This window comes from Synechococcus sp. R3-13 (assembly GCF_047462195.1).
Lineage (GTDB): Bacteria > Cyanobacteriota > Cyanobacteriia > Thermostichales > Thermostichaceae > Thermostichus.
In genome coordinates, this window is the sequence record NZ_JANSIO010000374.1 from 1 (window position 1) to 5,444 (window position 5,444).

4 protein-coding genes and 1 pseudogene are annotated in these 5,444 nt (G+C 56.3%); all 5 read right to left on the minus strand.

Annotated elements, in window-relative coordinates; translation table 11 throughout:
* The coding region (locus tag NW856_RS11220; protein ID WP_414400313.1) for a molybdopterin-dependent oxidoreductase at positions 1-1,596 on the minus strand (1,596 nt) is incomplete at its 3' end.
* A gap of 86 nt (positions 1,597-1,682) precedes the next feature.
* On the minus strand, positions 1,683-2,279 hold the full coding sequence (locus NW856_RS11225; protein WP_414400310.1) for a Uma2 family endonuclease: 597 nt from the start codon (positions 2,277-2,279) through the stop codon (positions 1,683-1,685).
* A 17-nt stretch (positions 2,280-2,296) separates the two neighbouring features.
* The gene (locus NW856_RS11230) at positions 2,297-3,139 is read right to left on the minus strand and encodes an ABC transporter ATP-binding protein (RefSeq protein ID WP_414400315.1); all 843 of its coding nucleotides are present in this window, start codon (positions 3,137-3,139) and stop codon (positions 2,297-2,299) included.
* 38 nt (positions 3,140-3,177) lie between these two features.
* Positions 3,178-5,169 carry a nitrate ABC transporter ATP-binding protein gene (locus NW856_RS11235; RefSeq protein WP_414400312.1) on the minus strand — a complete coding sequence of 664 codons (1,992 nt, stop codon included), beginning with the start codon at positions 5,167-5,169 and terminating at the stop codon, positions 3,178-3,180.
* 72 nt (positions 5,170-5,241) lie between these two features.
* Positions 5,242-5,444 (minus strand): annotated as a pseudogene (locus tag NW856_RS11240) (nitrate ABC transporter, permease protein); the annotation flags it as partial.

A 5,444-nucleotide genomic window follows, 5' to 3' on the forward strand; every position in this document is an offset into this window, starting at 1 on the left:
GCCTTGTTCTGCCAAAAGGGCATGGCTGAGGCCGGAGTGATCGCAGAGGCGATTTGCGGTAAGGGCGGCAAATTCTGCATAAACCTCTGCCGCGGTTTGGAAGGAAAATTGCGCTTCAAAGCCCAACCTGCGCCCCACTTCAGCAAAGATCTCCCAATCGGGTCGGGCTTCGCCAGGGGGGTCTCGAAAGGCTTGACAAAGGGTAACCCTGCGCTCGGAGTTGGTCATCACCCCGGTTTTCTCGCTCCACTGACAGGCAGGCAAAAGCAAATGGGCATATTCTGCCGTTTCCGTAGGGTAATAAGCCTCTTGATAAACAGTAAAGGGAGACTTTTTCAGGGCTTTTTTGACCCGTTCCAGATCCGGAAAGCTCACCAAAGGATTAGTGGCCACAATCCAGAAGAACTGCAGGGATCCCGTCTCCAGAGCGGCAATCATCTCGGTAGCCCTCAGTCCTGGGTGGGGGGAGATGGAGCCGCCGGGCAAGCCCCAAGCCTGCTCCACCTCTGCTCGATGCTGGGGATGGCTCACCAGCCGATATCCCGGCAGCAGATGGGATAACCCCCCTGCCTCTCGACCGCCCATGGCATTGGGCTGGCCGGTCAAGGAAAAGGGGCCCGTCCCCGGTCGGCCAATTTGCCCGGTCAGGAGATGCAGGTTGATTAAGCTGGTGATCTTGGCGGTGCCCTCACTGGACTGGTTTAGGCCCATCGACCAAAGGGATAGAACTCTCTGGGATCCCTGCCAGAGCTTGGCCGCTTCAATCAAGTCCTCAGTTGCAATTCCACAGCGCTGGGCTACAATCTGCGGCTCATAATCGGCCAGCAAAGCTGCATATTCGGCAAAACCTTGGGTGCAGCCCTCGATAAAATCGGTAGCCATTGATCCCCACTTCAACAGCAAATGGGCAATCCCATTGAAAAGATCGATATCCGTACCGGGGCGAATTTTTAAGTGGAGATCAGCAGCTTCTGCTGTCTGAGTGCGCCGGGGATCCACGACCACCATTTTGAGGGGGGATCCGGGCTTGTGCCGCTTCTTCAAGCGATTAAAAAGAATGGGGTGGCACTCGGCGGTGTTGGTGCCCACCAGAAAAGCCAGATTGCAGAGATCGAGATCCTCGTAGCAGCAGGGGGGACCGTCGGATCCCAGGGATTGGGTGTAGGCTGAGACAGCCGAGGACATGCACAGGCGCGAGTTGGTGTCAAAATTATTGGTGCCCAGACAGCCTTTCATCAGCTTTTGAGCAACGTAATAGTCTTCAGTGAGCAACTGCCCCGATCCATACATAGCCATGGAGTGAGGGTTGTCTTTGAGGCAGCGCAGCCGAGAAACCATCTCCTCAAAAGCCTGATCCCAAGAAATGCGACGAAAGGGCTGGCCCAAGCTCTCCCGAAACAGGGGATAGAGCAGCCGATCCCGACCAACTGCCTCCAGGATCGTGGCCCCCTTTACACAGACCATCCCCAAGCTGGAAGGATGATCCCGGTCGCCTCTTATTTTCCAGCCACCTGAGGCTGTTGCAACCGCTTCCAATCCACACCCTACGCCGCAGTAGGGACATAGGGTTTTGATGACGGCTTTTTCCGGCTCCATCGCGGTCACCATGAGTGGGGATCCCTGTCAGGATGGATAAGTGTCTTGCATTTTGGATCCCGATAGGCCATCAGGTTAAGGATCTCTCAGCCGAGGAGATCGGCCACTTGGATCTCAAATCCGGGCAATACAACCTGGCTTTTGGCAGTCTCTTGTTCGGTTAGCCAAAGGTGGCGATCCTGAGTCTGGATAAAAATAAATTTGCTTTTGGGAAAAACCAGCCAGACTTCCAGCGCACCGGAGCTGAGATACTCCTGGGCTTTCAAGAAAATGTCCTCTCCAGAGTCGGTTGGGGAGAGGATCTCTCCGGTGAGGGGATAGCTCTGCGGCAAAGTGGCAATATCCTCTCCAAATTGCTGGATTAAATCTGGAGACAGGTAGGCAACATCAGGTCTTCTGACTTTGCCTGTCGTTTGGCAGGGAGCCTTCACCAAAACCATACCCCCCAATGGCAGACATTCAACATAACCGAGCCAACGGAAGAGAAGTCGGGTTTGGATCTTTGCATGCCCTAAGGTTTGCCCCACTTTCTCCACAATGTAGCCATCTACCCATTTGGTTGGAGCAACTGGGTTGGCCAGACAGTCGGCAAGGGTTTTGGGCAGGGCAAGACCCGCTCCTCCATTGGGAGATCGGTTGGAGCTACCTGAACCGGAGCAGCGGCCATCAACTTCCCTCCCCAAGCGTTTTGATTCCTAGCTTAATCCTCCCTATGGGCAAAGCGACGATAGAGGAAGTCAAGGGCGCGGTTACGCAATTCGTAGAACTCAGGCATTTCCATAATGCGGGAGCGGATGCGCGGTCGCTCAAAGGGAATGGTCAAGATCTCACCAATATGGGCAGCGGGGCCGTTGGTCATCATCACCACACGGTCTGACAAGTAAAGAGCCTCGTCGATGTCGTGGGTAATCATCAAAACTGTGCAGCGGTGATCCCGCCAAATGGCCAGCAGCTCATCTTGTAGATCTTCCTTGGTAATGGCATCCAAGGCCCCAAAAGGCTCATCCAAGAGCAAAACTTGCGGACGAACGGCAAGAGCACGGGCAATGGCTACCCTTTGCTTCATGCCTCCAGAAAGCTGCTTGGGCCGCTTGTGGGCTGCTTCCGCCAAACCTACCAATTCCAGATGTTCTTGAACAATTTCCCTTTTTTCCCACCGGGGTTTGGTTGGGTACACCTGATCCACCACCAGATAAATATTTTCAAAGGCAGTCAGCCAGGGCAAAAGGGAATAATGTTGAAACACCATCATCCGATCTGGCCCTGGGGAGGTGATGGGCTGGCCCTTGAGGGTAATGGATCCCGAAGTGGGAGTCGAAAAACCCGCCACCATGTTGATCAAGGTGGATTTGCCACAACCCGAGTGGCCGATAATGCAAACAAACTCACCGGCGGCCACTTCCAAATTGACATTTTCCAGCGCAACGAAGGGCCCTGCTGAGGTGAAGTAGGTCTTGCCCACATTCTGAAGACAAAGAAGGGGCAGTCCTGCAACCGGAGAAGCAGAAGATAGCGGTGAGGAGAACGTGCGGGAGCTGGTCATCATGGTGCTTTCCAATCGAGAGTTTAAGGTAACAAAAGCTAAACTTCGCTGAGCTGGTACTCCTGCAGCTTCAGATCCTGCCGGATGGCCACCGACTCCAGGTAAGCAACGGGATCCTCTCCGTCAAAGCGGGATCCATCGCCAAAGAGTAAAGCTCCGCGGTCGTGGGCCCAATCCGGAAGGCCCAGTTCTCTGGCGGCTAGGGCGTAGGTTTCGCTGTCCAGAACTTGGTCGAGAACCGAAACCCAATTGCGGGGAAAAGCGCAGAGTCCCCAGCGAGCCATTTGCGTCAAGATCCAGAGGTGTTCCAATCTTTCCGGACAGGTGTTGCGCCCGTTGGCAAACTGGTGAAAACCGACAAGGGCCTGGGATTCATCGGCAATTCCCCGCTGCAGAATACCCGTCCACCCCGGCTGCAAATCCGCCTTGGCCACGCCCACATACTGGGGCTGAGCCAGCCACTCCAAGATCTCAGAACGGTGCTGCGGCTGATCGCAGTAGTGACAAGCCTCCAGTAGTGCCTTGACCAGAGCTACATGGGTGCGGGGGTAGTTTTGCGCCCAATCCTGGCGCACTGTCAGCACTTTTTCAATGTGGCTGGGCAAGATTTCGGGAGTGGTGGTGACGATAAATCCCAACTGTTCCCGCACAGCGCGGGAGTTCCAGGGCTCGCCGACGCAGTAGCCGTCGATGTTGTCGGCCTTGAGATGGGCCACCATCTGCGGGGGTGGGATCACCGTCAACGTAACGTCCCGATCCGGATCCACCCCCCCACCGGCCAGCCAGTGCCGCAACAGGAAGTTTTGCATGGAAGCCGGATGAACCACTCCCAGGGTGTGGACTGTGTCGGGGGTGTGGTTGAGGTATTGGCGAAAATCCGCCAGGCTTTGAACGCCTCGCTCCAAAAGTCTGCGCCCAAAGGTAATGGCGTTGCCGCCGCGGGAGAGGGTTAGCGCGGTAATCAAAGGCACCGGAACTCCCCCTACTCCCAAGGTGGAAGCCAACGGGATCCCGGCCACCACCATAGCCGCGTCCAGCCGACCGGAGCGGATCCCTTCCCAGATGGTCTTCCAGCCTGGCTCCCGCACCAGGGTGACCTGCTCCAGGCCGTACTTTTGAAACAGGCCTTTTTCCTGCGCCACCACCAGCGGGGCGCAGTCGTTGAGGGGCACAAAGCCAACCTCCAAATTGACCTTCTCCAGGCCGTGTTTGGCAATGGCCACGCGAACAGGCGTTTTTTGGCGAGCCCGCTTTTGCTGGTTGAGAAAGTAGATCATCTCTCCCCGCAGGCTGTAGTAGTCGGGGTGACGCACCACTTCCAAACGATGGCGGGGCCGAGGAAAAGGGATCCGCAAAATCTGGCCAATGCGGGCCTCCGGGCCATTGGTCATCATTACCACCCGATCCGAAAGCAGCAGCGCCTCATCCACATCGTGGGTAACCATGACACAGGTGAGCTGCTCCGCCTGGGCAATCTCCATCAGTTGCTCCTGCAGGTTGCCGCGCGTCAAGGCGTCCAGAGCGCCAAAGGGCTCATCCAACAGCAGCACCCGCGGACGGATGGCCAAAGCCCGGGCAATGGCTACCCGCTGTTTCATCCCTCCTGACAGATGGGCCGGTCGCTTGTCGGCTGCCCCCTGCAACCCCACACGGCGAATGTGTTCTGCCACAATCCGGTCCCGCTCCGCTTTGGGAAGGGATCCCAGCACCTCGTCCACGGCCAGGGCAATGTTCTCCCGCACCGTCAGCCAGGGCAGCAGGGAATAGTTCTGAAACACCACCATGCGATCTGGGCCGGGATCTGTAACTTGTCGGCCCTCCAGGAGAATGCCTCCGCGGGAAGGCTTTTCCAGGCCGGCGATGATGTTGAGTAGGGTCGATTTGCCACAGCCGGAGTGGCCAATTAGCGAGACAAATTCCCCTTTTTGGATCTCCAGGTGGATGTCTTTCAGGACAGGATAGACCTCTCCGTTGTCAAGAGGAAATGCCTTGTCCACGTGATCCACTTCAATGTAAGGCTGGGTCTTCATGATTCCCCTGAGATGATTTCTGAGAGCATGGAGAAATTGTCAGCAACCAATCTAAAACTCGGCCAAGCTCATTTAGCGATCCTCAGCCACCACCAGCGAGCCAATCCAAGCCGTGATGCGATCCAGCAGAAGACCCACCATCCCGACATAGATCAAAGCCAGAATGATTTCGCTGATGCGGGAGCTATTCCAGGCATCCCAGATGAAGAACCCGATGCCCACACCGCCAATCAACATCTCCGCCGCCACAATGGCCAGCCAAGACAAGCCCACCC